We start from the raw sequence: 22,709 nt of genomic DNA on the forward strand, positions 1-22,709 counted from the left end.
TCTCCATCCCCATCGCTCGCAGGTCCATCGGTGATTATCAGTCAGGCAGTTCTTCCGGCTCGGCTTCATTGCGCGATTGCGCCTTCCCATACAAACGTACAGTGACATCATGCAATCGCCCTCATCCTTACGGCGGCGGGACCGCGCCGGTTTCGCACCGGACTTCTCTGTTAGGTCATAGACACCTGACTTCTTATACGCTTTTTCGTAAAAACTATATCATACCCCTATTTCAGTGTCAACGACAGGCTCCGCTATAGCATCATAGAGTCTCTCCAAGAGTTTGGCGCGCCCGTTTTGCTTCAGCGATGAAGAAGCGATGACAGGGTATACCGCAGGAAAAAACTTATCTACAGCCGCCATATTCCGCTGTTTTTCCGACTGGTTCAGCTTATCCGACTTCGTTCCGACAATTTGCAGAGACACGCCTACCTCACACAGCCACGCATAGGCTTCCCGATCTATAGGAAGGCCGGGATGCCGTAAATCGATGAGCAGGCAAAGCAGTGCCAGGCGCGGCGATTTTTGTATATAATCGCCGACAAAACGGCTCCACAAATCACGGTTTTTGCCGCCAGTTTTGGCAAAGCCGTAGCCCGGCAAATCGACTAAATAGAGGGGGCGGCGAGTTGATTTATCGCCTTCCCGCAGCCGTAATTCACCGAAAAAATAATTTATGGTCCGCGTCTTGCCCGGCGCACCGCTGACCTTCGCCAAGCCGCGTTGATTACACAAGGAGTTAATCAGGCTCGACTTGCCCACGTTGGAGCGGCCGATAAAGGCTATTTCCGGGAGTTTCGCTTCCGGATACTGATCTTCCCGTACTGCCGAAGCTACATACTTTGCGTTAATCAGTGCTATATCCCGTTGTGTCATTACTTCACCAGCGCCTGTTCCAAAACCTGATCCATATGATGTACAAAGACAAAGGACATGTCTTCTTTTACGCGCAGCGGCACATCAACCATATCGCGCTTGTTTTCTTCGGGCAGGAGTACTTTTTTAATGCCTTCGCGGTGGGCGGCAATGACCTTTTCCTTAATTCCGCCGACGGGCAGCACAGTACCGCGCAGCGTAATTTCTCCGGTCATGGCCACATCGTGGCGTACGGCTTTTCCGGTCAGGGCCGAAGCAATAGCCGTCGCCATCGTAATACCTGCAGACGGGCCGTCCTTGGGAATGGCCCCTTCCGGCAGATGGATATGCAAATCCGTTTTCGTGTTGAAATCTTCGGGAAGCTCCAGCTCGGCTGCACGCCGGCGAATATAGGTTACCGCTGCCGTCGCCGATTCCTTCATAACCTCGCCCAGCCGGCCCGTCAAGGTAAGGCCGCCTTTGCCCTTGACCGCGACAGCTTCCGTTTCCAGCACTTCGCCGCCTGCTTGTGTCCAGGCCAGTCCCGTTACAAGTCCCACCTCATCGTGTTTGCTGCGGTTCATGGGCAGGAATTTTACCGGTCCCAACAACTCGGGCAACCGTTTTACTGTAATGGATAAATCGGGTGTTTGCTCGATAAGGAGTTTTTTCGCCAACTTACGGCACACTGCACCGATGGTTTTTTCCAAGGCACGCACACCCGCTTCACGCGTGTAATCTCGAATAATATGACGCAATACGGAGTCGGAGAAACGCGCTTCCTGAGGGGTCAAGCCGTTTTCCCGTTGCTGCTTCGGCACGAGGTACTTCTTGGCAATCTGCAGCTTCTCATCTTCCGTATAACTGGAAAAGTCGATGACTTCCATGCGGTCCAAGAGCGGCGTAGGTATATTGCCGACCACATTAGCCGTCATAATCCAAAAAACCTTGGACAAGTCAAAAGGCAGGTCGATGAAATGATCCGTAAACGTGTCGTTTTGTGCCGGATCCAATACTTCCAGGAGAGCTGCCGACGGATCACCGCGCAGGTCCGATGCCAGTTTGTCCACTTCATCCAGGAGAAAGACGGGATTTTTCGTGCCCGCCTGTTTCAGACCCGTTATGATACGGCCGGGCATGGAGCCGATATACGTGCGGCGGTGGCCGCGTATCTCCGCTTCATCGCGGATGCCGCCTAAGGACACGCGCACGTATTCCTTATTCATGGCCTTGGCAATGGAGCGGGCAATACTCGTTTTCCCTGTTCCCGGCGGCCCGACGAGGCACAGGATAGGGCCCTTTGCCTTATGCGTCAACATACGCACGGCCAAATACTCAATAATTCGTTCCTTTACTTTTTCCAACCCGTAGTGATCTTTTTCCAATACATCCCGCGCTACCTTGAGATCCTTGTTATCCCGCGATTCTTTCGTCCAGGGCAGTTCCATGACCCAGTCGATGTACGTGCGGATAATGGCGGATTCGGCCATCATGGGCGGCATCTGATCAAGACGGTCGATTTCTTTTGCCAACGCTTTGGCCACGTGCTTCGGCAAGTCGAGGCCGCGCATTTTTTCACGCAGCTCTTCCACTTCCGATTCTTTATCGACCTTATCGCCCAGCTCGCCGCGAATAACGCGTATTTTTTCGCGCAAATAATACTCTCGCTGCTGTTTGTCCATTTGTGTACGCACTTCCTGCGAGATTTCCGCTTCCAAACGGGCAATATCCGCTTCTATATCAAGGAGACCCGTAACGCGGCGAATTCGTTCGCTTACGGAAGTCATTTCCAGTATCTGCTGTTTTACGAGGACACGAATGGGCAGCTGCGATGCCACAAAGTCGGCAAGTACTGCCGGCGAGTCGATGGTCGACAGCCTTTCGCTCAGTTCGTCGGCATTTTTCAGGCGCCGGAGCCAATCTTCGAAGCGGGCATACATGACGCGGCGCAGCGCTTCTTCTTCCAATGAATCGATGCTGTATTCCGGTATTTCTTCGACAGCCGCTTTCATATAGCCGTCCCGTTCAGAAAATCCGTTGATTGCGGCACGGCAAATGCCGTCTACGAGAATGCGTACACCGCCGCCGGGAACACGCAGCATTTGCTGAACTTTCACGAGCGTACCGACGTGATAAATATCATCGAAGCCGGGTTCTTCATCGTTTTCGCGCAGTTGTGTCACGACCATCAAGAGGCGGTTATGATCCATCGCCTCTTCCACGGCGGCAAGAGATTTTTCCCTGCCTATGTCGATATGGCTGACGAGCTTCGGATAGACCACAATTCCCCGCAGCGTAATAAGCGGTACGGACAATACATTTATTTCTTCCATGTTTTCACCTTCTTTTCAGAGCAGTCCCGGAAAAACAAAACTCATTTTCCTTGGCAGAAAATGAGTTCTACATGTATTACTTGGATGATCTCAATTTTAGCTGAGGAGGTTTTCCGTCAACGACACTATCTTTTGTGACGACGCATTCTTCCATGTCCTTGCGGGAAGGAGCGTCAAACATGACATCCAACATAATTCGTTCAATAATGGAGCGCAATCCGCGCGCCCCCGTTTTACGTTTCAGTGCCTCTTCGGCAATGGCCTTCAACGCGTCTTCCGTAAATGTGAGTTTCACGTCGTCCATGCCGAGCATCTTCTGATACTGTTTGACGAGGGCATTCTTCGGCTCCGTCAAAATGTGCATCATCGCCTCTTCGTCCAAGGGATTCAACGTGACGAGAACGGGCAGGCGTCCGATTAATTCCGGTATTAAGCCGAACTTCTGCAAGTCCGTCGGGATGATTTCTTTTAAAAGCTCTTCGACGGACTCTTCATTCTTCTTGTGAATATCCGCACCGAAACCCATATTTTTTTCCGTGCGCCGGCTTCTGATAGTCTTGTCGATACCGTCAAATGCGCCGCCGCAAATGAAAAGAATGTTCGTCGTATCAATCTGAAGCATTTCCTGATGGGGATGCTTCCGTCCGCCTTGAGGCGGCACATTTGCTTCCGTCCCTTCAAGAATTTTCAGTAATGCCTGTTGTACGCCTTCACCGGATACATCCCGCGTAATGGAAGGATTTTCCGATTTTCTGGCAATTTTGTCAATTTCGTCTATATAAATGATGCCCCGTTCCGCTTTGGCAATGTCAAAGTCTGCCGCCTGAATCAGTTTAAGCAGACAATTTTCCACATCTTCACCGACATACCCCGCCTCGGTCAGGCTGGTGGCATCGGCAATGGCAAAGGGAACATCGAGAAACCGTGCCAAGGTCTGTGCCAACAAGGTTTTGCCGCTCCCTGTGGGGCCGACCATGACGATATTGGACTTTTGCAATTCCACATCATCATCTTTTTTACCGCTGCTGTTTGACTGCAGCCGTTTGTAATGATTGTATACGGCAACGGACAAGGTCTTTTTGGCAGCTTCCTGGCCGATAACATAATCGTCGAGGTTCTTCTTTATTTCACGAGGCGTCGGTAATTCTTTCATTTCAAAAGCCGGTTTTTCTTCTTCACCCAGTTCATCGGCTAAAATCGTTTCCGCCACATTAATGCATTCATCGCAAATGTATACGCCCGGGCCGGCAATCAACTTTTTAACTTCATCTTGTGTGCGGCCGCAAAAACTGCAGCGCGGCTCGTCTTTATGTTCTTTGGTCAATCCGCCTTACCTCCTTGTTGAGCGCCTTATTCCTTTACAGCCGCAGCATCGGGTCTGCTAAGAATTTCATCAACGAGGCCGTATTTCTTGGCGTCTTCACTGGTCATAAAGTTATCCCTTTCCGTATCTTTTTCAATGACCTCCAGGGGTTGACCGGTGTGAGCGGCTAAAATCCCGTTCAATTCCTTGCGCATGCGCAGGATTTCGCGCGCGTGGATTTCAATTTCCGTAGCTTGTCCCTGCACGCCGCCCAAGGGTTGATGAATCATAATCTGAGAATGGGGCAAGGCAAACCGTTTCCCCTTCGTGCCGGCAGTCAACAAGACCGAAGCCATGCTGGCCGCGGAGCCGACGCAAATGGTAGAAACGTCAGGCTTAATATACTGCATTGTATCATAAACGGCCATGCCGGCAGTGACAACACCGCCGGGGCTGTTAATATATAAATGAATATCCTTGTCCGGATTATCCGCTTCGAGAAAAAGCAATTGTGCAATTACACTGTTTGCCGTTACATCGTCAATAGCGCCGCTGAGAAAGATAATACGATCCTTCAACAGGCGGGAATATATGTCGTAACTGCGTTCGCCTTGGGATGATTGCTCTACGACAATCGGTACATACTGCATTTTCATTATTTCCCCCAAATTCTACGCTTCCGACGCTTCTTCCTTCTCGGCCGGTTCTTCAGCCGCTTTTTCTTCTTTCGCATTCGTATCTACGGCATTGGAGAGAATAAAGCCTGCCGCTTTTTTACGACCGACCGATTGAATCAGCATGGGAACACGTCGTTCTTTTAAAATAATCTTATAAACTTCCTTCGGATCGGCACCGAAATTCTGTGCCATCATAAAGATTTCAGCCTGCAAATCCGTATCATTGACTTCGATTTTCTCTTCTTTGGCAATCTTTTCCAGTATGAGGTCCATCTTGACATTTTCTTCGGCATTATCCTTGTACCGCGCTCTGAACTCATCCATGCTCTGCTTTACATGTTGCAGATAATCATTGAGATTCATATTCTGCGCTTCCAGTTTTAAAGAAAACTCTTCCACCATCTGGTCAATTTTTTGTTCCACCATGACGTCGGGAATATCCACGCTCGCATTGCCGATAGCCTGTTTCAGAACTTCATTGTTGAAAGCTTCGGTCACTTTAAAACGAGCGCTCCGTTCCAACCGTTTACGAACGTCTTCTTTCAATTCGTCGACAGACTTAAACTTGCCTACGAGTTCTGCAAAATCCGCATCGACAGGCGGCAATTCACTGTGTTTAATATCCTGTATCGTCACTGCAAACACGGCTTCTTTGCCGGCCAAATCTTTTTGGAAATATTCTTCCGGGAACGTAACTTTTACGTCCTTGCTGTCGCCGACACAAAGGCCGATGAGCTGTTCTTCAAAGCCGGGTATAAAGCTGTCCGAACCGATTTCAAGCGGATATGCCTTGCCTTCGCCGCCTTCAAAGGGAACACCGTCAACGCTGCCCTTAAAGTCGATAACCGCAAAATCTCCTTTGCCTATTTTTGCGCCTTCCGGAGCGGGAGCCAGGCGGGAATGATTCTTTTGCAGATTAACCAATTCTTTTGCAATATCTTCTTCCGTTACGCTGACTTCTTCCTTAGCCGCTTTAATACCTTTGTATTCGCCGAGCGTAACCTCCGGTTTCTTCGTTACTGTCGCTTCAAAGACGACGTCCGCACCTTTTTCGTCGGCAATCCGTTTAACGTCCGGCTCCGTTACGGGCACGATATTTTGTTCTTTCAGCGCATCGTTATATGCCTTCGATGCTACCGCTTCAAATATTTCTTCTTTTACGGCGTCTTTGCCCAAGAAGCTTTCCAACACCATACGCGGGGCTTTGCCCTTACGAAAGCCGGGAATATTCACACGCCCGGCCAAATTTTTGCAAGCCGCCTCTGCACCCTTGGCAGCTTCTTTGGCAGGCACCTCGATATGCAGGGTCACTTTATGTTGGTCTACTTCATTTACAGTTACTTTCATGCTGAACAAATCCTCCTCACGAGTCATCACGCCGTAGCGGTTTTCTTAAATCATTATCATACCGCTTACCATCATACCATACAATACAAGCATTGACAACAAGCATTGACAAGAAACGGCACTGTCTTCTTTAACCTTTTGTCCTTGCAAAATAGACGGGATATATTATAATATCACTAAAGTATACATTTTATGTATAGAAAGGGTTGAAAAAAGAATGACAGAATCATATGATTTGATAGTAATCGGCACGGGCGCGGCAAATATCGTCGTCGACGCGGCGGCTCGCCAAGGCCTGCGCATCGCCCTCATTGAAAAAGGCAAGTTCGGCGGCACCTGTTTGAACCGCGGCTGTATTCCCACGAAAATTCTCGTAACGGCAGCCGACTATATTCGCGAAATTGCGGAAGCAAAACGCATCGGCGTCATGGCTGACAACGTCACCATGGACTGGTCCGTCGTCTCCAGGCGTCTCTGGGACAAGGTGGACGGCGGCGCCGAAGGCACAAAGCACTATTATGCCGCCATGGAAAATATTGATATTTATGAAGGTACGGCCTCCTTTACAGGCAAAAAGGACTTGCACATTGCTCTTAACAACGGCTCGTCCGTCGATATTACCGGTAAAAAAATTGTCATCGGCACGGGTGCACGCACGAACGTGCCCAAACTGGAAGGACTGGAAGAAGCGGGCTATGTCACCTCGGAAAGCCTTTTCGGCGGCAAATACCCCAAAACACCGTATAAGAGCCTCATCATCGTCGGCGGCGGTCCCATCGGCTGTGAGTTTGCCCACGTATTTAATGCTGCCGGCACCGAGGTTTCCGTCATTCAGCACAATGTCCGGCTTCTGCCCAAGGAGGATGAAGATATTTCCGCTTTTCTCTTAACCCAATTGAAAAGTTACGGAATTGATGTCTTCCTCAATAAGGACACGCTCTCCGTCAAGACGGAAAAGGGGCAGAAAGTATTGTACTTCAAAGACCGCACTACAGGCGAAGAAGCATCTGTCGGCGCCGACGAAATCCTCATTGCGCCCGGTATCGTGCCGACAACGGATTTACTGCACTTGGAAAATACGGATGTAACGACGGATAAGCGCGGTTACATTGAAACAAATGAATTTCTCGAAACGGCTGCCGAAGGGATTTGGGCCCTCGGCGACGTGAACGGCCTCGCCCCGTTCCGCCACAAAGCAAACTACGAAGCGGAAATCATTGCGCACAACCTCTTCTCCGGCGAAAAGCCGGAAAACTGGCGTTGGGCCCGCTATGACGTCGTCCCTGCCGTTACTTATACATATCCGGAAACGGCACACGTCGGACTTACGGAAAAAGAAGCGCTTAAAGCCGGCTACGCAGCGGATATTGCCTATAACCATTACTCTGCGTCCGCAAAGGGCTACGCGCTCGGTTATCTCCCGGATGCTCCCGATGACGGATTTATCAAGCTCGTTGTCGACAAGAAGACCAAACATCTCCTCGGTGCCCATATCGTCGGTCATGAAGCTTCCATTCTCATTCAACCGTTCATCAATCTTTTGAATGCGGGAAAAGCGAAAATCGCAGTGCGTCATAAAGAAATCGCCTCTCCCACGGCAAAAGAACTGCGGGCAACCGGTCTGTCCAGAAATTTATTGCCCCAATCGGTTTATACGATCGGCGAAACCATGACGCCTCACCCGTCCCTGCAGGAAGTCACCATGTGGACGAGATATTATTACGAAAAGAAATAAGGAGTATCGGTTTGTTATAAAAAGAGGGGGACTGCCGCACATGAACAGTGTGCGATAGTCCCCCTCTTTTTACAGGCTGCCCGTATAACGGCAGTCCAAGCACTCAATACCAGCGTATCATCGGCAGCTCATTATTTGTCCCCCTGGTCATCAGGATCTGATGGACATCAATATTACCGATCTGGAAAGACACTGCGCAACCGCATAAATAGAGTTCCCACATCCGTGCGAATTCTTCGCCTTTATCGGCAATAACTTGCTCGCGAACAGCCTGAAAATTATGATACCAACACATGAGTGTCCTATAATAATGCCGCCGCAGGCTTTCAACGTCAATGACCTGAAAATCATAATCGTAAGCTTTGGCGATGATCTCTCTCAGGGACGGCAGCATGCCGCCGGGAAAGATATATTTGCGCATCCACGGGTTGCCGACGGATTCATCGTGTCCGCTGATGTAATGAAGAAGAAAGAGGCCGCCCTTCTTGAGCATATGGCTTGCAGTTTTCATATACAAGGAGTAATTGGAACGGCCGACATGTTCAATCATACCGACACTGACGATACGGTCATATTTCCGGCCTTCCTCCGCCAAATCACGGTAGTCGATGAGATCAATCCGGACTTGTCCCTCCAGTCCCAGCGCCTTAATACGTTCCTGCCCTTTTTTCCATTGCTCCCGGCTCAACGTGCAGCCGTACCCTTTCACCCCATATTTTTGAACCGCCTCGATGAGAAGATACCCCCAACCGCAGCCTATATCGAGAAGCTTCATCCCCTTCTTTAAATGCAGCTTCTCCAAAGTATAATAAATTTTATTATGTTGCGCCGTTTCCAACGTATCCGTATCATTTTTAAAATACGCGCAGGAGTAGCTCATGGAAGGATCGAGCCAAAGGCCGTAAAAATCATTACCCAAATCATAATGAGACGAAACCATTTTTTTCTGATCCGCTTTCGATTCGGAGGAATGAAGCAAATAGCCTAAAGCGCTTTTTTCCAGGGAAAACCGGTCATTTTGACTCAAAAGACAACGAAGAGCCGTAAACAAATCGCCTTCTATCTCCAGATCTTTGCGCATATACGCTTCGCCGAGAGAAAGAGAAGTGGAAGTAAGCAGTTCTTTCTTGGAAATATCCCTGTTGAACACTAAATTGAACAAAGGCGTCCCTTCCCCGACAGTATATGTTTTGCCGTGCAGCTTCACTGTAAAGCAATACTCATCGAAACGCTGTAAATAATGAATTAAAAACGTGTCGAAAATATGCATACGGATCACCTCATTTCGTTTTAAACCGCCTGCAGGGTACAGACAACACGCATTTTAAGCTATTATAATTATAACGAAATCAACACCGTGTCCGACAGGATGCCCGGAAAACTATCATCTCTTTTACCGTCACGACAAATACGGCAGCCCGTATATAAAAATATTTTATAAAAAATTGGCCGATTCTTTGCGCAATACTTCCTGCCGCAACTCGGAAAGTTTGGCACTTCTCTGCACATGCATCGGTTCGGGATTGATAAGACGCAGGTATTCGGGCCACAACGTATGTATCTCTTTTTCGGCATATGCTTCTATTTCCGGTAAATCCGGTCGTTCATACACGACTTCCCCGTTTTTAAAAACAGGCTGCAGCATAGTTCGAACATGATACGAACCGCCTAAAAGAGTACGATAACGCCAAGGCATGTCATCGACGAGAAGATGAAAACTCTCGGTCTCGTCTATTGTTTCTCCTTCCAGCACTATTACATCGGCTTTCATCTTACCCGTCTTGTCATCATACAGGCGCAAGACGTTTTTCAAGCCCGGGTTGGATATTTTTTCGGCATTATCGCTCAATTTGATCTTCGGCACGAACGTATCGCCTTCGTACTGCCCGACAAGCTTAAATACTCCCCCTAAGGACGGGCTGTCTTTCGATGTAATCAGGTTGGTACCGACCCCCCATGAATTGATGGCACTGCCTTGCAATTTTAAACCGCTGATAAGCTCTTCATCCAAGTCATTGGACGCGGCAATAACGGCATCATTAAAACCGGCGTTGTCAAACATTTTACGCGCTTCTTTCGACAGGTACGCCAAATCGCCGCTGTCCAGGCGAATGCCGTAACGAGGCGGCAACTTTCCCGCTTCCCGCAATTCCCTGAAAACGGTAATTGCGTCGGGAACGCCCTGTTTGAGCGTATTGTATGTATCCGCCAGGAGAATGAGGTTGTCATCATATTGGCGGGCATAAGCGCGAAAGGCTTCCAGCTCTGTCGGAAAGCTCATAATCCAGCTGTGTGCCATCGTTCCGAAAACGGGTATGCCGAACTTCGCGCCTGCATAGACATTGCTCGTACCGTTGAAACCGCCGATTACGGCAGATCTCGCGCCGTAAACGCCGGCAGACTTCCCCTGTGCCCGTCTGAGACCGAACTCCATAAGCGTATCGTTACCGGCAACGGTGCGAACACGGCGTGCTTTCGTAGCAATAAGGCTCTCATGATTCAGAATCATGGACAAACACGTTTCCAACAGGAGCGCTTCGGCTTTCTTCGTCTCCACCCGCAGCAGTACTTCCTGCGGAAAAGCCACCGTACCTTCGGGCATGGCATAAATATCGCCGGTAAACGCAATAGTTTGCAAATACTTTAAAAACTCCGCTTTGAACATGCCCGTACTTTTTAAGTAGTCAATATCATCATCGTTGAAATGCAGATGCTCCACATAGTCGATGAGATGCTCCAAACCGGCAACTACAGTATAACCGCCGGCAAAAGGATTACTGCGATAGTAACGATCGAATACGCAGCGCTGCTCATGCTTGCCTTCAAAAAACAGGCCCTGTATCATTGTCAGTTGGTATAAGTCGGTTAAAAGGGCATTTCCGTACATCCTATCGCCTCCGGTAGTGTATTTCCTCTATTATACCGCTATTGCATAAAGAGAATATATGTGTTTTTGATATTTATTATACATTTTACGTATTTCTTTGAATAAGCAATGCCTTTAACTCATCATATGCATTATCACCCGAATAATGTTATAATAATACTACTTTGTCATCCTGTTGCGACATGATGAATGCAGAGGAGTTTTTCTATGCGCTACCGTATTTTTCTGTTTATTACCGCCCTTGTCTGGGGCTGTGCATTCGTGGCTCAACGCATCGGTGCGGAATTTATGGGGCCCTTTGCCTTTAACGGTCTTCGCTTTTGGTTCGGCGCCTTGACTCTTTTACCGCTTACCTTCCTTTCAGGCTCCGAAAAACCGACGTTGCCGAAAAAAGAACGCCCTCCCGTTTCCTTGAAAGGCGCTATATGTATTCTCGGCTTCTTTCTCTTTACCGGTGCCGCGCTGCAGCAGTTCGGCATTGCGTATACGACAGCCGGAAAATCGGGATTTATTTCAGCCCTTTATATCGTCTGCGTTCCCGTTGCCGGAATTTACTTCGGCAATGCCTTGCGCCTGACACATCTCATCGGCTGTGCCGTTGCCATGGCGGGAACATATTTTCTTTCCGTTTACGGCGGCGGCCTTGAAGATATCAATCTGGGCGATGCCGTTACCCTGGCAGGTGTATTCTTTTGGACCTTTCATATTATTTCCATTTCCATCTTCGTCCGTTATTATGACGGTCTGAGGCTGGCTGTCGGCCAATTCATCGTCTGCGGCTTCTTCAATTTCATCGCCATGTTCATTGTCGGTGAGCCCTTGACTGTCGACATCATCCGCACCGTCGCTTGGCCCTTGGCCTATTGCGCCGTCTTTTCTACAGGCGTCGGCTTTACCTTGCAAATACTGGGTCAAAAAGGACTGTCCCCTACGGAAGCATCCCTTATCGGCAGCTTGGAAATGATTTTCAGCCTTATGGCCGGTTACGTTTACTTGGGCGAACAGCTGACGACGGCGGAACTTTTCGGTGCCGTCCTCATGACGTTCGGTATCGTAACGGCACAATTACCGAGCCGTGTCATTTGTGAGCGTAACAGGGCACATAAACCTTCGTAGCACCTTGTATCAAAATACGGCCGGTCGGTTCTTGTTTGCCGCATGAATGAACAACGGCGACTTTCTGTCCAAAGAAGACTTCGGCAAACGCAAAAAAGCTGTTGTATCCGCGTTGAACACGCTTCAGTACAACAGCTTTTTTAATTTTTTATCAACGCCCCGAACCGGGAACATGCCTATAATTCATACACCATCGCAAACGCCGGTCCAAGTAAAAGCAGCGCCAGTATAACGATAAGGAAGAAGATAGAACCGCACCCGCCCCGTTTGACGGCGCCGAGGGCACTCTTGATGCGAGCCGTAATCGGCGTCGCATCTTCCACGATGTGCCACGCGCCGCCCGTGAGCGGGCGTACGTACGGATAGCTGCAAATGGCTCCGCGCACGACCCGCATCCATCCGAGGAGCGCGGCTGGCAGCGCCACGAACTCCCATGCCATGAGGAGCCCCAGCCGCTCTCTATCAAAGGACCCGCTTGAGAAATACCGCCGCGCCCGACTTCCCCGCCTCGGGAAAGGTAATGGGCCCCAGCCACGCGAGGTAAAGAAGCACCGTCAGAAGGATCGGCTCGACGCGGTCGAGGAGATCGTTCGGCAGGTTGTCCGAGGTGACGATCGCCTTGTGATTCAGAAAGCTCTCTCCCGCAAATTCGCGCTCGCTGCCCTGGGCGCGCCGCACGGTAAGGGAGAACGGCCCCTGAAAGAGCCGATAGGGCAGATAGACGCCGCGCAGGCGCGCCTCCCCCTTGCCGGCACGCGCAGATCATTCATATGCACGCGCAGGAGTTCCGCCTCGGGCTTCCCCTTGTTGTCCTCCATCCATTTTTCGAGGATTGGGAACGCTTCCTCCTCTGCTGCACATAAAATTGTAATCGTCTAAATAAAAAACATACGCTCAGATCGTTTATATTATGGTGAAAAGCTTGCCGTGCCTTGTGAGGAAATATCTCTCGGGTATCGCGTGCCGCTCATGCGCCATATGCGACCATTGCATATGTTGAATATATTGTAACATGCCTGTAAAATATGAATCAAGCTGAAATTAGTAATCACTACTTACAAAGTATATCTTAATCCGGACTGACAACGACGATACATTCACCGCTGCAGGAAGAGTTAATTTACCTTTTATCTAATATTTCGTTAATATATAAAATAAGATATTCAGCCGGGACAATCTTATAAATTCATCAAAATATTATATTCAGAGAAAATGATTTAGCGAGGATGGTGCTTTATCATGGAAGACAGGCCAATATTAAATCAGGAAAATTACAGCGTTAAGGAAATTTATCAGGATTTTTATAAATTGCTTGCCGAAAGAGTTGCTGACAGAGGTTATAAATACCGGAAGTTCAAGCACGATTTACGAAAATCAATTAACAACTATACCATTTTCTTTGACTACCAGACCTTTTCCTATAACTGTCTGGGTGAGGGCATAGATATTTATATTCATAAACGAATAGACTATCAGGGAAAAGACGGCAAAACCGTATACAGACGGGTTTATGATATGGACGGCCGAAAGAATGCCGTAACGGATATATTCAATATCCAACATATAAACGATGATGAGTTGGAGACGCTTCTCGGCGACTGTGAAGCCTATTTGAAATATATGGAAGAGCTTGTAAGTAAACTTATTACTCAATAAAATATTTAACTTGACACTTTTAGAGGAGAGTTTACTTTGCAGTCATAAAACTTGACACATATCGTCATTTTCTTGTATACTTATGAAGTATTCACACGGTCGGTTAGCTCAGTTGGTTAGAGTATCTCGTTGACATCGAGGGGGTCGATGGTTCGAATCCATTACCGACCACCACGCATTTCGGATCCATCGTTCACGCGATGGATTTTTTATATTTTACGGAGGACTTCGTGGCGACATCAATATATTCTTCCGTCTGCGGACAGGCAAGCGGCGAATATACGGTAAAAAAATCCCGCTTTATTGCCAACGTCTTTCACGTTACGTCGGAAGAAGAAGCACAGCGGCACCTGGCGGAGATAAAAAAGAAATACTGGGACGCACGTCACAACTGCTACGCCTATCAGCTCGGCATGCCCGTAAGCATGCAAAAAGCGAGTGACGACGGCGAACCGTCGGGCACGGCGGGAAAACCGCTCCTCGAAGTGTTGAAGACCGGGGACTTAACGAATACGCTCGTCGTCGTAACGCGCTACTTCGGCGGCATCAAACTCGGCACGGGCGGCCTCATCCGAGCCTATATGACAGCGGCTCGGGCCGCAATAACCGCCGCGCCCGTCGACGATTACGTCCCCTGCACCGTTCTTACGTTGCAGGCGGACTACTCCTACGTAGCCGTCATCGAGAAACTTGCCGGCGATTTTGCCGTCCCCGTTCGGGACCGAAACTTCACGGACTCTGTTTCCTTCACCATAGAAATTCCGTCCGACCGTATATCCGAAATTACGGCAGTTCTCATGGATAAGACAAACGGCACGTTAACCGTCACTAACAAAACGGAAGAAACGGTACCGCGCCGGCGACAAACATAAAAACTCCTTTTTCCTCGATTATTCGATGAAAAAAGGAGTTTTCTCTTTGTCTGATGTTAAGGCTTAATAACCGCCAAAATATCACCGGTCTTGACGCTGTCGCCGACATCTACACGAACGGAAATAAGTTCGCCGTCTTGCGTAGCCGAAATATCGTTCTGCATCTTCATAGCTTCGAGAACGACGATGACGGTCCCTCTCGTTACGGTGCCGCTCGTCATCCTGACGGCCGAAATCTTGCCCGGCATGGGCGCCTTGACGAGAATCGCGTCATCCGGAATCGGTTCCGGCGGAACAGGCGACGCCGCAGACTCACTTGCCGCCGCGGCAGGTTCGGGAACCGCTGTCGGTGCGGCAGGATGAACTGCCGGAGCCGCGCTCACGGGCCGTATCGCTGCAGGTGCCGAAGTCTGTGCGGCAGCAGAAGCACCGCCCATTTCTTCTACTTCAACCTCATAGGCCGTTCCGTTTACGGTAACTTTAAATTTTTTCATACTGTCCTCCGTGATCTCAATTGATTCCTATTTCATACGGGCCAAACGGCCTGCCATACGCCAGTGCGCATTGTACTCTTTCTTCTTTCTGACCGGTCTGATTGCCAGCGGCACATAGCCGCAGGACGCAAGAACCGCCATGATGGCCGCCACCGTTTCCGGCTCAACACCATCCGCACGGGGCATCTGCACGGGCACCGCCGCAGCTTCTGCCGGTACTTCCGCCGACCGTACCGCAGCTGTTTCCTGATCCGCCGTTTCACCGCCTTCCGCGGCAGGTTCTTTTCCCTCAGCCGCCGGCTTCTCCTCTTTTCGAGTCGCTTCTTCCAGGCGGTTCAGCCGGACTTGCAATGCATTAAAGCGATTGAGCAAGAAAAGAAAGGCAATGAGCAAAATAAGTACCGCGGCAGTTTGAATCGTCAAAATGATGTCCGTATAAGCAAAAATAGACTCGTCCATCCTTTTCCTCCTCTTACAGCGGAATGTTACCGTGCTTCTTAGCCGGCCGTTCTTCACGCTTGCTGTATAACATAGCCAGGGCGTCAATAATACGCGGCCGCGTTTCCTTAGGTTCAATGATGCAGTCTACATAGCCGTGTTCAGCCGCCTTGTAGGGAGTGGCAAATTCCTCGATGTATTCCTTTTTCTTTTCTTCCTTGTCGGCATCGCGTTTAAAAATAATATTGGCCGCACCGTCGGGACCCATGACGGCAATTTCCGCCGTCGGCCAGGCAAAGACCATATCTGCACCCAGTTGCCGGCAGCACATGGCAATATAGGCACCGCCGTAAGCCTTGCGCACAACGACGGTCACTTTAGGCACCGTCGCTTCACAATACGCATAGAGCATTTTGGCACCGTGGCGAATAATACCGCCGAACTCCTGCGTCGTTCCCGGCAAAAATCCCGGTACGTCCACAAAGGTGACCAAAGGAATGTTGAAGCTGTCGCACATGCGAATGAAGCGCGCCGCCTTGTCGGAACCGTTAATATCGAGGCAGCCGGCAAGAAACTTCGGCTGGTTCGCAATGATACCGACAGTCTGTCCGTCATAACGGGCAAAGCAGGTAATGACGTTTTGCGCGTAGTTTTGCAAGACTTCATAGACCTCACCCTTGTCAACAGTCGCCTTGATGAGGTCAATCATATCATAAGGCATATTGCTGTTTTCCGGAATGACGGTATTCAGACTTTCATCAGTACGATCGGGTGAATCGTCCGTTTCCACGAGGGGGACTTCTTCCATATTGTTGCTCGGCAAATAAGAAAGAAGGCGCTTAATCTGTACAATACAATCGTCTTCGTTTTCACAGGCAAAGTGAGCCACGCCGGAAACGGTATGATGCGTTACGGCACCGCCCAGTTCTTCGGCCGTCACTTCTTCAGCCGTTACGGATTTGACGACTGTCGGTCCCGTAATAAACATATTACTCGTGTTCTTGACCATGAAGATGAAGTCGGTCAGGGCCGGACTGTACACGGCACCGCCCGCGCAGGGTCCCATAATAACGGAAATCTGCGGGATGACGCCGGATGCGGACGTGTTGTTCATGAAAATACGCCCGAAACCGGCAAGGGCATCAACACCTTCCTGTATACGCGCACCGCCCGAATCGTTGATACCGATAACGGGAGCACCCATTTTCATGGCCATTTCCTGAACCTGGCAAATTTTATGGGCATGCATTTCGCCGAGAGAGCCGCCTTCGACGGTAACATCCTCGGCATAGGCATAGACAAGACGGCCATCGATCGTACCGTAGCCCGTAACGACACCGTCGCAGGGTATTTCCTTCTTCTGCATGTCGAAGTTAACGCTGCGGTGACGAATAAATTGGCTGATTTCCGTAAAACTGCCGGCGTCAAAGAGCCGTTCCAAGCGTTCACGCGCCGTATATTTACCTTTTTCGTGCTGCTTGTCAATGCGGCTTTGACCGCCGCCCATTTCAATCTTTGCTAGCTTTTGATGAAATTGGTCAATTTTTTCCTGCACTGTAGCCATTACTTACCTCCGTTACTGTTGCACTGAGGACATCATTTGATTACTTGCTTTCTATTATAATACATTATTAAGCATTTTGCCTGCTTATTCTTCATCCGTGTCATCAGGCATATCGCCGTTATGATATACATCCTGCACATCATCCAATTCGTCAAAGGCGTCGATCATAGTTTCCAGCTTCTGCGCGTCTTCCCCGCCGAGAGTGATCATATTGTCGGGAACCATTGTAATCTGCGCATGCTCCGTCGGAATATGGTTGTCTGCCAGCGCCTTTTCAACGTCGTCAAATGCTTCGGGCGCCGTAATGATTTCAAAGGCGTCACTGTCGCTCTTAATGTCATCGGCACCGGCTTCCAAAGCAAGTTCCATGAGCGTGTCTTCATCTGCCGCGTCCTTGGCGACGACAAAGATGCCTTTATTCTTGAACATCCAGGCAACGCAGCCCGTTTCCCCCATATTGCCGCCGTACTTGGAGAAAATATGGCGCACGTCTGCAGCCGCCCGGTTGCGGTTATCCGTCAAAACATTAATCGTAAGCGCCACACCTGCCGGACCGTAGCCTTCGTAAACAATTTCTTCATAGCTCTGTCCTTCGAGCGTACCTGCTCCCTTTTGAACGGCACGGTTAATGTTTTCTTTAGGAATGTTGTTTTCCTTAGCCTTCTGCAGGGCCAGCTTCAAGCGCATATTGCCCGTAGGATCGGCACCGCCCATGCGTACGGCAATGGTTATTTCACGACTGATTTTCGTCGTAATTTTGCCGCGAACGGCGTCGTTTCTACCTTTTTTTCGTTTGATGTTGGCCCATTTTGAATGTCCCGACATACGCTATTTCCTCCCTTTCACTGCCACCACGCCTCACCGGCCAGTCTGTCCAGAATAATGGCGACTGCCGAGCGGACGGAAAGGTGGTTATACTCACCTGTGCCGTGTATCGGCTCCAGAATATAGTCAAATTTTTCCATCATTTCCCTCGTCATACCGTAACCTGTACCGAAAAGAAGTAAAATCGGCCGCTCTTCGCTCTGCCGTTTTTGACGCAATTTTTGATATGAAATCGTGTCGGCATAAGTCCTGGCATCGGTCGTAACAACATACGGCCGTACGCCCTCGGCTTCCGTCACGGCATTAACGGCCTCATCTACGCACTTTTTAATCTCGACGAGATTAAAGGCCTCCGTGCGGTAAGCATTGTAAGCCCGACCGGTTTTGCCGCGCCAGAATGACAATATTTTTTGAATCATATCCACCTGACCTTCAATATGGTGGATAAGATAGTATTTTTTCACTCCGTACGTCTTGGACGAGCGCGAAATGTCATGCAAATCATAATTTGTCACTGCCGTGGCAACGACGTTAGAATTCTTGTCATATATGGGATAATGTACAAGTCCTACATATAAAGGTGCGCTCATTCCCTCATCTCCCGCTCTATCTCAGTAAGCACGGCCTCATCCGCCTCGGACAGGTTGGCCTCTTTTAATAAGTCGGGACGCACCTTCGCCGTACGCATAAGAGATGCTCTGCGCCGCCATGCCGCAATTTTGGCATGGTCGCCGCCGCAGAGCACTTCCGGCACGGCAAGATTCCGAAAAACTGCCGGCTTCGTGTACTGGGGGTACTCCAAGAGGGACGCGGCAAAGGAGTCTTCCGCGGCGCCTGCAGCCGCACCGAGAACGCCCGGTATCATGCGGGCCGTCGCATCGGCAACGATCATGGCCGGCAGTTCCCCGCCCGTAAGGATATAGTCGCCTACGGAAACGGTTTCGTCGGCAAGCTTCGTTTCCACGCGATAATCAACACCTTCATAGTGGCCGCAAATGAGTATGATCTGGTTATATGCCGCCAGTTCTCTAGCCTTGGCCTGTGTAAACTGCGTGCCTGCCGGTCCCATAAAGATGACGCGCCGCTTCGGTACATGACGCCGCACCGCTTCGACCGCCGCAAAGAGGGGGCCCGCCTTCATGAGCATGCCGCAGCCGCCGCCATATACCGTATCGTCCACCATACGGTGACGATCATACGTAAAGCAGCGCGGATTGGTCACGTCAAATTCCATCAGGCCTGCAGCACGGGCGCGGCCGATAATGCTGTGCCCGTAAAAGGCCTCGATAAATTCGGGAAAAAGAGAAATAATGTCTATCCTCATGAGTCGGCCCACTCCGGCGGATCGGCGACGATTTTTTTCGCTTCAATGTCAACGGACACGATGACACTCGGAATAACGGGAAGCAAGATTTCTTCGCCGTCTTCGCCGGTAACGGCATATACGTCGTTACTGCCCGTTTTGAGAACATCCGTAATCGTACCGAGACGTGTACCGCTCGTATCAAAGACGGCGCACCCCATAATATCGAACACATAGTACCTCCCCTTCGGCAGGGGCATCAATTCTTCACGTGTAACTTGAATCTCCTTGCCCACCATGCGCTCCGAGCCGTCACGGTCATCAACACCTTTAAACTTCATGAGGACAACCCGCTTGTGAAAGCGTGCATTTTCCACATCGTATTTCATACCGTCAATATAGGCGTACGTCATTTTCAAAAATCGTTCGGGAAAATCCGTATCCGCATAAATACGAACATCACCCCGCACGCCGTGCGGGGCAACTATTTGTCCTATTGTAAAAAATTCTTCTTCAGTCATCGGTCACTTATTGGCGAAAGGCCGTGATTTTGCCGTCTTCCAGCAAAATCTCCGTGCCCATAAGCTGATTAAGATCGTCACCGATCTTGACCGTAACGGTCTGTTCCAACTGGCCCTGTCTGATTTCGGAGCCGATTTCCAATTGCTCCGCCTGGCTGCGGTCATTGCGCGCCTTTTCTTTTGCCGCGGCGAGGCGCTGCTTCTGCTCTTCCACTTGCGCACGCAGGGAAATCAGGCCTTGTGCGTCCAATTTGGCCTGTTCGGCCATCATGCGTTTTGCCTGAAATTCGAGATTCTGCATTTCCCGATCAATGTCGGTCAATATTTGATCCGTTTCTTTCAGTATCTTTTCTTTCAATTCCTGCGTCACCTTCGATTTGATGACGACAGGAATACGAAGTGTAATCTGATCCATGAATCCTCCCTAGACGATGTCTACGGCAACCTTCACGTCGGCGCGTACGGCTGCGGCCTTGACAACAAGGCGCAATGCTCGCGCGATTTTGCCTTGTTTGCCAATGACCTTACCCATATCATCCGGCGCTACGTGAAGCCGATAGACTTCGAGATCCGCTTTTTGAATCTTTGTTACTGTAACCGCCTCGGGCTGTGTAACCAGCGCCTTGGCAATACATGCAATCAACTCTTCCATCGTATGCGCCCTCACTTATTTCTTGGATGCTTCAAATTGAGCCATAATACCGGCTTTTTTGAAAAGAGAACGGATTGTGTCGGTCGGCTGAGCACCTTTGCCGAGCCATGCCAATGCGGCTTCCGTATCGACCGTCAAAGCTTCCGCCAAGTCTTTGGCGGGATCGTACATGCCGATTGTCGCAACGGGACGACCGTTGTTGCGGGCATTGCGAACATCTGCTACAACAACACGATAAATAGGTTTCTTTTTCGCGCCTAAGCGTGCCAAACGAATTTTAATCATTATTTTCACCTCCTTCACAGAATTCCCCAACTATGCGGGAGCTTACATCAGAACGGGAGCTTGGGCATAAACCTGCGTCCCTTTTTCTGCGATTTTTGAGCCTGTTTCATCATTTTTTGAAACTCCGTGAACTGTTTGAGCAGTCGGTTCACATCTTGTACGCGTGTACCGCTGCCATTGGCAATGCGCCGTTTACGACTGTCCTTAATGAGCAGTTTCGGATTGGCGCTCATTCTTTCTTTTATCGTCATGGACGTTATAATCGCTTCAATGCGTTTAAATTCTTTGCCGTCCATATCGACCTTATCCAACTCTTTCTTATACTTGCCGATACCCGGAATAAGGCTCAGGATACCGCCGAGGTTACCCATTTTCTTGATCATCTGCAGCTGCTTGAGAAAATCGTCAAACGTGAATGCACTGTTGCGCATGACTTTCTGCATGTCCGCTACGGCTTCTTCATCAAAGGCGGCCTGGGCTTTTTCAATAATCGTCTCCACATCACCCAAATCAAGGATGCGCGACGCGTAGCGATTAGGATGAAATTCTTCAAGGCCGTCCATTTTTTCGCTGACGCCGATAAACTTAATCGGCTTCCCCGTGACGGCCTTGATGGACAGGGCCGCACCGCCGCGGGCATCGCCGTCAAGCTTGGTCATGACGAGACCGTCAATGCCGAGGGCGCCGTCAAAGGCGGATGCGGCCGTAACCGCATCCTGACCGGTCATGGCGTCGACGACGAGGAGTATTTCGTGAGGATGAACGGCCTCTTTGATGCGGACGAGTTCATCCATAAGAGTTTCATCTATATGTAGGCGCCCGGCCGTATCGATGATAACGACGTCACGCAAATGGCTCGTCGCGTAAGGAACGGCATGCTGCGCAATCGCTACGGCATCGGCGCTGCCCTCTTCCGTGTAGACGGGAAGGCCCAAATCGCCGCCCAACACTTGAAGCTGCTCAATAGCGGCCGGCCGATACACGTCACAGGCAACGAGGAGAGGATGCTTCCCCTGACTGACGAACTTCTTCGCAAGCTTTGCGGCAGTCGTCGTCTTACCTGCCCCTTGCAGGCCGGCAAGCATGACGATCGTCGGCGGCCGTGAAGAAATGGTAATGCGGCTCTGCGTGCTGCCGAGAAGTTCCGTCAATTCGTCGCGAACTATCTTGATAACCGTCTGCGACGCGTTCAGACTGCTGAATACTTCTTCGCCGACAGCTTTTTCTTTAATCCGTTTAATAAAATCTTTTGTTACGTTAAAATTAACATCCGCTTCCAATAAAGCGCGGCGCATTTCTTTCAGCGCTTCACTGACGTCTTCTTCAGAAAGCTTCCCTTTGCCGCGAAGCTTTTTAAAGGCCGCCTGAAAGCGTTCGGACAAACTCTCGAACGGCATAGGTCGCCTCCTTTATCCAATCATATTGTCATCTATAATTCAAGATCCGCCAAAATCCGCTTTGCTGCAGCCAAGTCGACGTCGGTCCCCTTCTCAAGATGTGCCGCAGCCGCTCCTATACGTTCCTCTATCTGCTCCGTCCGTTCGGCCAAATGCAGCTTTGCTTCATAGTGCTCCAGACTCTGGGAAGCACGCTGCAGCAAATCATGCACGCCTTGGCGGGAAATGGCGAGTTCCGCCGCAATTTCGGCAAGCGACAAGTCCTCGCAGAAGTACAGCTTCATACAGAGCTGCTGATGCGGCGTCAACAGGGGTGCGTACATATCAAGCAACCGTCCCATGCGCACAACATCTTCTACCATATGCTCACCGCCTTCGCATCATACTGTGTCAGTATATACTAAAGCCTTTTCACATGTCAAGTATTTTTACTTGTCACGCAAAAAGGC

Annotated in this window: 25 protein-coding genes, 1 tRNA gene and 1 riboswitch; of the genes, 5 read left to right on the forward strand and 21 right to left on the reverse strand. The window is 49.9% G+C overall.

Features of this window, described 5'->3' with window-relative positions:
- Positions 1-27 precede the first annotated feature (27 nt).
- Positions 28-204: riboswitch (cobalamin riboswitch) on the reverse strand.
- A gap of 15 nt (positions 205-219) precedes the next feature.
- The 5 genes from yihA to tig form a co-directional block, all read right to left on the reverse strand.
- Positions 220-876 (reverse strand): ribosome biogenesis GTP-binding protein YihA/YsxC, encoded by a 657-nt coding sequence (gene yihA, locus BQ2674_RS04110; RefSeq protein WP_075572574.1) that lies wholly within the window; start codon positions 874-876, stop codon positions 220-222.
- Positions 876-3,188 carry an endopeptidase La gene (lon, locus tag BQ2674_RS04115; RefSeq protein WP_075572575.1) on the reverse strand — a complete coding sequence of 771 codons (2,313 nt, stop codon included), beginning with the start codon at positions 3,186-3,188 and terminating at the stop codon, positions 876-878. Before lon ends, yihA begins: the two co-directional genes overlap by 1 nt.
- A 76-nt stretch (positions 3,189-3,264) precedes the next feature.
- Positions 3,265-4,512: an ATP-dependent Clp protease ATP-binding subunit ClpX gene (clpX, locus tag BQ2674_RS04120; RefSeq protein WP_075572576.1), complete on the reverse strand. Its 1,248-nt coding sequence runs from the start codon at positions 4,510-4,512 to the stop codon at positions 3,265-3,267.
- Positions 4,513-4,538: 26 nt separating this feature from the next.
- Positions 4,539-5,147, reverse strand: coding sequence for an ATP-dependent Clp endopeptidase proteolytic subunit ClpP (clpP, locus tag BQ2674_RS04125; protein WP_075572577.1), 609 nt, complete (start codon positions 5,145-5,147; stop codon positions 4,539-4,541).
- 15 nt (positions 5,148-5,162) lie between these two features.
- Complete coding sequence (tig, locus tag BQ2674_RS04130) at positions 5,163-6,515, reverse strand: trigger factor (RefSeq protein WP_075572578.1); 1,353 nt, start codon at positions 6,513-6,515, stop codon at positions 5,163-5,165.
- Between the two features lie 217 nt (positions 6,516-6,732).
- On the opposite strand from tig, the gene BQ2674_RS04135 reads away from it, so the two are divergent.
- The gene (locus tag BQ2674_RS04135; protein WP_075572579.1) at positions 6,733-8,250 is read left to right on the forward strand and encodes a dihydrolipoyl dehydrogenase family protein; all 1,518 of its coding nucleotides are present in this window, start codon (positions 6,733-6,735) and stop codon (positions 8,248-8,250) included.
- Between the two features lie 103 nt (positions 8,251-8,353).
- Here the strand turns inward: BQ2674_RS04135 and BQ2674_RS04140 are convergent, their stop codons facing one another.
- Together BQ2674_RS04140 and BQ2674_RS04145 are read right to left on the reverse strand one after the other, a co-directional pair.
- The gene (locus tag BQ2674_RS04140; RefSeq protein ID WP_075572580.1) at positions 8,354-9,520 is read right to left on the reverse strand and encodes a class I SAM-dependent methyltransferase; all 1,167 of its coding nucleotides are present in this window, start codon (positions 9,518-9,520) and stop codon (positions 8,354-8,356) included.
- Between the two features lie 165 nt (positions 9,521-9,685).
- A complete protein-coding gene (locus tag BQ2674_RS04145) occupies positions 9,686-11,137 on the reverse strand; it encodes a nicotinate phosphoribosyltransferase (protein ID WP_075572581.1) in 1,452 nt (483 codons plus the stop codon).
- A gap of 207 nt (positions 11,138-11,344) precedes the next feature.
- On the opposite strand from BQ2674_RS04145, the gene BQ2674_RS04150 reads away from it, so the two are divergent.
- A complete protein-coding gene (locus BQ2674_RS04150) occupies positions 11,345-12,253 on the forward strand; it encodes a DMT family transporter (protein WP_075572582.1) in 909 nt (302 codons plus the stop codon).
- A 176-nt stretch (positions 12,254-12,429) separates the two neighbouring features.
- Here the strand turns inward: BQ2674_RS04150 and BQ2674_RS04155 are convergent, their stop codons facing one another.
- Both BQ2674_RS04155 and BQ2674_RS08360 read right to left on the reverse strand, forming a co-directional pair.
- The gene (locus tag BQ2674_RS04155; protein WP_143696397.1) at positions 12,430-12,678 is read right to left on the reverse strand and encodes a hypothetical protein; all 249 of its coding nucleotides are present in this window, start codon (positions 12,676-12,678) and stop codon (positions 12,430-12,432) included.
- A 37-nt stretch (positions 12,679-12,715) separates the two neighbouring features.
- Positions 12,716-12,931: a hypothetical protein gene (locus tag BQ2674_RS08360; protein ID WP_143696398.1), complete on the reverse strand. Its 216-nt coding sequence runs from the start codon at positions 12,929-12,931 to the stop codon at positions 12,716-12,718.
- A gap of 561 nt (positions 12,932-13,492) precedes the next feature.
- Here BQ2674_RS08360 and BQ2674_RS04165 point away from each other — a divergent pair.
- The 3 genes from BQ2674_RS04165 to BQ2674_RS04175 all read left to right on the forward strand — a co-directional run bounded on the left by BQ2674_RS04165 (position 13,493) and on the right by BQ2674_RS04175 (position 14,781).
- The gene (locus BQ2674_RS04165; RefSeq protein WP_075572585.1) at positions 13,493-13,909 is read left to right on the forward strand and encodes a hypothetical protein; all 417 of its coding nucleotides are present in this window, start codon (positions 13,493-13,495) and stop codon (positions 13,907-13,909) included.
- Positions 13,910-14,006: 97 nt separating this feature from the next.
- Positions 14,007-14,083 (forward strand) — tRNA-Val (locus BQ2674_RS04170).
- 56 nt (positions 14,084-14,139) lie between these two features.
- Positions 14,140-14,781 (forward strand): YigZ family protein, encoded by a 642-nt coding sequence (locus tag BQ2674_RS04175; RefSeq protein ID WP_235828814.1) that lies wholly within the window; start codon positions 14,140-14,142, stop codon positions 14,779-14,781.
- Between the two features lie 56 nt (positions 14,782-14,837).
- Here the strand turns inward: BQ2674_RS04175 and BQ2674_RS04180 are convergent, their stop codons facing one another.
- From BQ2674_RS04180 to ylxM, 12 genes are all read right to left on the reverse strand, one after another.
- Complete coding sequence (locus tag BQ2674_RS04180; protein ID WP_075572587.1) at positions 14,838-15,275, reverse strand: biotin/lipoyl-containing protein; 438 nt, start codon at positions 15,273-15,275, stop codon at positions 14,838-14,840.
- 27 nt (positions 15,276-15,302) lie between these two features.
- Entirely contained in the window at positions 15,303-15,734 is a 432-nt protein-coding gene (locus tag BQ2674_RS04185; RefSeq protein ID WP_075572588.1) for a hypothetical protein, read from the reverse strand.
- 13 nt (positions 15,735-15,747) lie between these two features.
- Positions 15,748-17,277: a methylmalonyl-CoA decarboxylase subunit alpha gene (gene mmdA / locus BQ2674_RS04190; RefSeq protein WP_075572589.1), complete on the reverse strand. Its 1,530-nt coding sequence runs from the start codon at positions 17,275-17,277 to the stop codon at positions 15,748-15,750.
- 84 nt (positions 17,278-17,361) lie between these two features.
- Positions 17,362-18,102 (reverse strand): YebC/PmpR family DNA-binding transcriptional regulator, encoded by a 741-nt coding sequence (locus tag BQ2674_RS04195; RefSeq protein WP_075572590.1) that lies wholly within the window; start codon positions 18,100-18,102, stop codon positions 17,362-17,364.
- Positions 18,103-18,119: 17 nt separating this feature from the next.
- Positions 18,120-18,692: an RNA methyltransferase gene (locus BQ2674_RS04200; protein ID WP_075572591.1), complete on the reverse strand. Its 573-nt coding sequence runs from the start codon at positions 18,690-18,692 to the stop codon at positions 18,120-18,122.
- Positions 18,689-19,426, reverse strand: a complete 738-nt coding sequence (trmD, locus tag BQ2674_RS04205) for a tRNA (guanosine(37)-N1)-methyltransferase TrmD (RefSeq protein ID WP_075572592.1) — start codon at positions 19,424-19,426, stop codon at positions 18,689-18,691. The genes BQ2674_RS04200 and trmD overlap by 4 nt, the downstream gene beginning before the upstream one ends.
- Positions 19,423-19,926, reverse strand: a complete 504-nt coding sequence (rimM, locus tag BQ2674_RS04210) for a ribosome maturation factor RimM (protein WP_075572593.1) — start codon at positions 19,924-19,926, stop codon at positions 19,423-19,425. Before rimM ends, trmD begins: the two co-directional genes overlap by 4 nt.
- Before the next feature lie 7 nt (positions 19,927-19,933).
- Positions 19,934-20,341 carry a YlqD family protein gene (locus BQ2674_RS04215; protein ID WP_075572594.1) on the reverse strand — a complete coding sequence of 136 codons (408 nt, stop codon included), beginning with the start codon at positions 20,339-20,341 and terminating at the stop codon, positions 19,934-19,936.
- A gap of 9 nt (positions 20,342-20,350) precedes the next feature.
- Positions 20,351-20,578, reverse strand: coding sequence for a KH domain-containing protein (locus BQ2674_RS04220; RefSeq protein ID WP_075572595.1), 228 nt, complete (start codon positions 20,576-20,578; stop codon positions 20,351-20,353).
- 15 nt (positions 20,579-20,593) lie between these two features.
- Positions 20,594-20,863 (reverse strand): 30S ribosomal protein S16, encoded by a 270-nt coding sequence (gene rpsP, locus BQ2674_RS04225; protein ID WP_075572596.1) that lies wholly within the window; start codon positions 20,861-20,863, stop codon positions 20,594-20,596.
- 47 nt (positions 20,864-20,910) lie between these two features.
- Positions 20,911-22,260, reverse strand: coding sequence for a signal recognition particle protein (gene ffh, locus BQ2674_RS04230; RefSeq protein ID WP_075572597.1), 1,350 nt, complete (start codon positions 22,258-22,260; stop codon positions 20,911-20,913).
- A 32-nt stretch (positions 22,261-22,292) separates the two neighbouring features.
- Entirely contained in the window at positions 22,293-22,622 is a 330-nt protein-coding gene (gene ylxM / locus BQ2674_RS04235; RefSeq protein WP_075572598.1) for a YlxM family DNA-binding protein, read from the reverse strand.
- Positions 22,623-22,709: the final 87 nt, after the last annotated feature.

Origin of the sequence: Megasphaera coli, assembly GCF_900095855.1 — a bacterium.
Taxonomy (GTDB): domain Bacteria; phylum Bacillota; class Negativicutes; order Veillonellales; family Megasphaeraceae; genus Megasphaera; species Megasphaera massiliensis_A.

Excerpts from the sequence above, each read along its gene's own strand:
- BQ2674_RS04185 (WP_075572588.1), bottom strand. The coding sequence starts at position 15,734 with ATGGACGAGTCTATTTTTGCTTATACGGACATCATTTTGACGATTCAA.
- ylxM (WP_075572598.1), bottom strand. The coding sequence starts at position 22,622 with ATGGTAGAAGATGTTGTGCGCATGGGACGGTTGCTTGATATGTACGCA.
- BQ2674_RS04220 (WP_075572595.1), bottom strand. The coding sequence starts at position 20,578 with ATGGAAGAGTTGATTGCATGTATTGCCAAGGCGCTGGTTACACAGCCC.
- trmD (WP_075572592.1), bottom strand. The coding sequence starts at position 19,426 with ATGAGGATAGACATTATTTCTCTTTTTCCCGAATTTATCGAGGCCTTT.
- yihA (WP_075572574.1), bottom strand. The coding sequence starts at position 876 with ATGACACAACGGGATATAGCACTGATTAACGCAAAGTATGTAGCTTCG.
- BQ2674_RS04200 (WP_075572591.1), bottom strand. The coding sequence starts at position 18,692 with ATGAGCGCACCTTTATATGTAGGACTTGTACATTATCCCATATATGAC.
- BQ2674_RS04180 (WP_075572587.1), bottom strand. The coding sequence starts at position 15,275 with ATGAAAAAATTTAAAGTTACCGTAAACGGAACGGCCTATGAGGTTGAA.
- BQ2674_RS04150 (WP_075572582.1), top strand. The coding sequence starts at position 11,345 with ATGCGCTACCGTATTTTTCTGTTTATTACCGCCCTTGTCTGGGGCTGT.
- BQ2674_RS04145 (WP_075572581.1), bottom strand. The coding sequence starts at position 11,137 with ATGTACGGAAATGCCCTTTTAACCGACTTATACCAACTGACAATGATA.
- BQ2674_RS04195 (WP_075572590.1), bottom strand. The coding sequence starts at position 18,102 with ATGTCGGGACATTCAAAATGGGCCAACATCAAACGAAAAAAAGGTAGA.
- mmdA (WP_075572589.1), bottom strand. The coding sequence starts at position 17,277 with ATGGCTACAGTGCAGGAAAAAATTGACCAATTTCATCAAAAGCTAGCA.
- BQ2674_RS04165 (WP_075572585.1), top strand. The coding sequence starts at position 13,493 with ATGGAAGACAGGCCAATATTAAATCAGGAAAATTACAGCGTTAAGGAA.
- rimM (WP_075572593.1), bottom strand. The coding sequence starts at position 19,926 with ATGACTGAAGAAGAATTTTTTACAATAGGACAAATAGTTGCCCCGCAC.
- clpP (WP_075572577.1), bottom strand. The coding sequence starts at position 5,147 with ATGAAAATGCAGTATGTACCGATTGTCGTAGAGCAATCATCCCAAGGC.
- ffh (WP_075572597.1), bottom strand. The coding sequence starts at position 22,260 with ATGCCGTTCGAGAGTTTGTCCGAACGCTTTCAGGCGGCCTTTAAAAAG.
- tig (WP_075572578.1), bottom strand. The coding sequence starts at position 6,515 with ATGAAAGTAACTGTAAATGAAGTAGACCAACATAAAGTGACCCTGCAT.
- lon (WP_075572575.1), bottom strand. The coding sequence starts at position 3,188 with ATGGAAGAAATAAATGTATTGTCCGTACCGCTTATTACGCTGCGGGGA.
- BQ2674_RS04140 (WP_075572580.1), bottom strand. The coding sequence starts at position 9,520 with ATGCATATTTTCGACACGTTTTTAATTCATTATTTACAGCGTTTCGAT.
- BQ2674_RS04135 (WP_075572579.1), top strand. The coding sequence starts at position 6,733 with ATGACAGAATCATATGATTTGATAGTAATCGGCACGGGCGCGGCAAAT.
- rpsP (WP_075572596.1), bottom strand. The coding sequence starts at position 20,863 with ATGATTAAAATTCGTTTGGCACGCTTAGGCGCGAAAAAGAAACCTATT.
- BQ2674_RS04215 (WP_075572594.1), bottom strand. The coding sequence starts at position 20,341 with ATGGATCAGATTACACTTCGTATTCCTGTCGTCATCAAATCGAAGGTG.